Source organism: Streptomyces sp. AcH 505 (assembly GCF_000818175.1).
Taxonomy (GTDB): domain Bacteria; phylum Actinomycetota; class Actinomycetes; order Streptomycetales; family Streptomycetaceae; genus Streptomyces.
In genome coordinates this window covers 2,610,985-2,614,037 of the sequence record NZ_JTIY01000001.1, presented here as the reverse complement: position 1 = coordinate 2,614,037, position 3,053 = coordinate 2,610,985, and the positions used below count along the sequence as shown (strand labels likewise).

Below are 3,053 nucleotides of genomic sequence, written 5' to 3'. Positions count from 1 at the left end.
CGCCGCTCCCGCACCGGCACCGCCCGCACCCGCACCAGCGGCACCGGCCCGGCCCGCTCCCGCGGCACCTCCGGCGCCGTTCGCACCGCCGGACCCGGGTCCGCCGGCCGATCCCGATTCGCCGCCCGCGCCGGACGAGCCGCCCGCACCGGACGAACCGCCCGAGCCGTTGGCGCCCGAAGCGCCGCTCGGACCCGCCTGCGCACCGCCGCCGGAACCGCCGCCGCGGCCGCCGAGCATCACGGCGCCGCTCGCCAGGTTGCTGCCCGCCTGTCCCATGCTGGACATGGGGTTGCCGGTGCCCATGGCGGCCGTCGCCGGCACGATGAGCTTCAGCAGGGCGGGCAGGGCGATGGCGGAGAGCAGCATCACGCCGATACCGGCGATCCGGGTGTTGATGGTGCTGTTGTCGCCGGAGCCGCTGTTCTTGCCCGTATTGATCATCGCCATACCCGCGTTGAGTACGAGCGCGACCGCCGGCTTGTAGAGCAGCCAGGCGATCATCCAGCCGAGGTGCTTGCGCCACCAGCCGGCGCCCCAGTCCGTCATCGAGGCGGCGGCCGCCATCGGCAGCGTGCCGAGCAACAGCATCATCACACCGAGCCTGATGTACATCAGGACCGTGTGGATGATGCCGGAGATCAGCAGCAGGAAGGCGAGGACCAGCAGCAGGAAGGACTGGATCCCGCCGCCGTCCGAGCAGGCGCCGACGTTCTGCAGGGACTCCTGCACGGCGTCGTTGAACAAGTAGCTGGAGTAGTCGTCGGCGACGGCGGCGGCGGCCAGGCAGACCGTGGTGGCGGCGCCCGAGACGACCACCACGCGCATGATGCCCTTCAGGGCGGTCGTACCCGCGTCGCCCTTCCGCTCGATGGCCATCCGGGCGGCGGCGAACAGCAGCGAGCCGACCGCGAGGTAGACCACGATCCACTGGGTGTCGCCGCTGATGTTCTTCGACGTCTGGCTCTGCTCCAGCGTCGGGACGCTGGTGGCCAGCGCCCCGAACACCGCGACAGCACCGGCGAGGATGGTCTTGGCGACCAGGTCGATGATGGTTCCGATGGGGTCGCCGAGGAAGCTGAAGAACCCCTTCACCAGGTCGATGACCGGATTGCCGGACGTGCAGTTCACGTCAAACCCCCCAAAGCGTGTAGCCGGTGGTGTTCTGAACGGCCGCGACCGGCGAGTGCAGCGCACCGTTGTCGTCAGGCACGACCTTCCAGTCGCCACCGCTCCAGCGCAGCACGATGGTGGTCGCCGCGTAGCCCTGCTCGCCCTTGAGGAGGAGCTTCACCGTCGCGCCCGTGCTCCCGTAGGAGGACACGATGAAACCGACGTACGAGGCGACCGGCGTACTGCTCCCGCTGTCGGTGTCCTGCACGGTGGCGCGCTGGAACTCGAACATGTCGCGCCCGATCCCGTCCACGACCTGCTGCTTGGTGACGGTGCGCCAGCCGGAGCCGCTCATCTGGGACGGGATGATGTGGGCGGCCAGCACGGCCCCGACGGGCGTGTGCGCGTAGCACCACCACAGGTCGCCCTCGATCCGGGTGGGCCCCGCCGATGCCGAGACGGGCACCCGCGAGACCCCGAGCGTCCGCCAGCTGATGTCCTTCGGGGCGGCCTTGGGCAGTGCGTCGCCCGCACTGTCGTCGGTGCGGCAGCCCTGCGGCCGGCCGCCCTTCGGGACCGATTTACCGGAGAGCGGACCGACGGACGCAGCCGCGTTCGCACGGTCGGCGGTGCCGCTGTGGCCTGACGTCAGTGTGACGATCATGCCCACCACGACCACGACGCCGATGAATCCCGCCGACAGCTGCCAGCTCCGCTGCTTGTAGTACGGCCCGGATTCCTCGACCCGCCGCTCCCTGCGTTTGAACAACACGTCCGTCCGCCCGGCCTACGCGAAGACGAAGCTGATCAGCGGGCCCGCAGTGGCCACGAGGACACAGCCGCCGAGCACCATGCCGAGCCGGCTCATGTGCTCCGAACTCTCACCGCGCTTGACGGAGACGGCCATCATCGCGCCGGTGATCAGCACACCGGCGACACCGGCGGCCGTACCGGCCCAGGCGGCTATGCCGAGCACGGTGTTGACCTTGCCGGTGAGTTCGTCGGGGGCGTTGCTCACCGGCTTGGGCACAGTGCCGTCGGCCAGGATGTTGGAGACTGCGAGGAGCAGTGACATGGGGATCTCTCCGAGGAGTCGGCGCCCGGCATGAGCGGTGGGCGGGAGGGTAACTGTCAGTGCGGGAAGGTCTGTTGAGCGGTCGGTCGGGATTGGTGCGGGGCAGGTACTAGGGGCCGAGCAGCGTGAGGTTGCCGAGGGCCGTGACGAGCGGTCCCGCCGTCGTGGCGATGAGGCAGCTCAGGACGATGTAGAACACACCGCGGAAGTGCGCGCCGCCCTCACCCGGTTCACCGCGGCGCAACTGGAGTGCCATCTGCATGCCGACGATGATCAGTCCGCCGACACCGCAGGCCGACGCACACCAGGAGAGAAGGCCGAGGATCGTGTTGGCGTCCGTCGGCGGTGCGTAGTCGGCCAGGAACTGTGCGGCGGCCACGGACCGGGTCACGAGACGGCTCCCTCGCCGTAGCTCGCGCTTCCCACCAGCTTGGCGAGGGTGACGAGTTGCCTGGGTTCGTGCTTCGGACGGCCACCCGTACGCCAGGCCGGGATCCACGGCACCCGGTGCACACGGGCGACGGAGCGCAGCACCCGGATGCGGCGCAGCAGCACCAGCGGCAGCCGGCCGGGGGCGTCGGCGACCAGGACGACGCCCAGCAGGTCCAGCCCCTGCGGGGCCTTCCCGTCCTTCAGCGCGCCCAACGCCTGGGAGACGGACCGGAGTCCGCCCGCGCTGGTCCGGCCGACCAGTACGATCCGCCGCGGCTCACCGCGCGCGGGCTCCGGCCAGCGGGCTCCTACGTCCACCCCGCCGAGCGCCTCGACCAGCGACGTCACACCGGCGCCGCCGTGCGCCTTGACCCAGCCGACCTCGTCACGCGAGCGCCCGCGCGCCGCCTTCGAATATAGATCGGAAGAGCGG

The 3,053-nt window shown here is 70.6% G+C and carries 5 protein-coding genes; all 5 read right to left on the bottom strand.

What is annotated here, in order from left to right:
* Positions 1-1,131: hypothetical protein (locus tag HY68_RS12000; RefSeq protein WP_052457078.1), on the bottom strand; the 1,131-nt coding region annotated here is incomplete at its 3' end.
* A 1-nt stretch (position 1,132) separates the two neighbouring features.
* On the bottom strand, positions 1,133-1,885 hold the full coding sequence (locus tag HY68_RS11995; RefSeq protein ID WP_241778546.1) for a hypothetical protein: 753 nt from the start codon (positions 1,883-1,885) through the stop codon (positions 1,133-1,135).
* 15 nt (positions 1,886-1,900) lie between these two features.
* Positions 1,901-2,188 carry a hypothetical protein gene (locus HY68_RS11990; protein WP_041987878.1) on the bottom strand — a complete coding sequence of 96 codons (288 nt, stop codon included), beginning with the start codon at positions 2,186-2,188 and terminating at the stop codon, positions 1,901-1,903.
* Positions 2,189-2,297: 109 nt separating this feature from the next.
* Positions 2,298-2,579: a hypothetical protein gene (locus HY68_RS11985; RefSeq protein WP_041987876.1), complete on the bottom strand. Its 282-nt coding sequence runs from the start codon at positions 2,577-2,579 to the stop codon at positions 2,298-2,300.
* Positions 2,576-2,968 carry a hypothetical protein gene (locus HY68_RS11980; protein WP_241778545.1) on the bottom strand — a complete coding sequence of 131 codons (393 nt, stop codon included), beginning with the start codon at positions 2,966-2,968 and terminating at the stop codon, positions 2,576-2,578. The genes HY68_RS11985 and HY68_RS11980 overlap by 4 nt, the downstream gene beginning before the upstream one ends.
* Between the last annotated feature and the right edge of the window lie 85 nt (positions 2,969-3,053).

Bases quoted from the DNA above. Each gene is read 5' to 3' on its own strand.
- HY68_RS11990 (WP_041987878.1), bottom strand. From the start codon at position 2,188: ATGTCACTGCTCCTCGCAGTCTCCAACATCCTGGCCGACGGCACTGTG.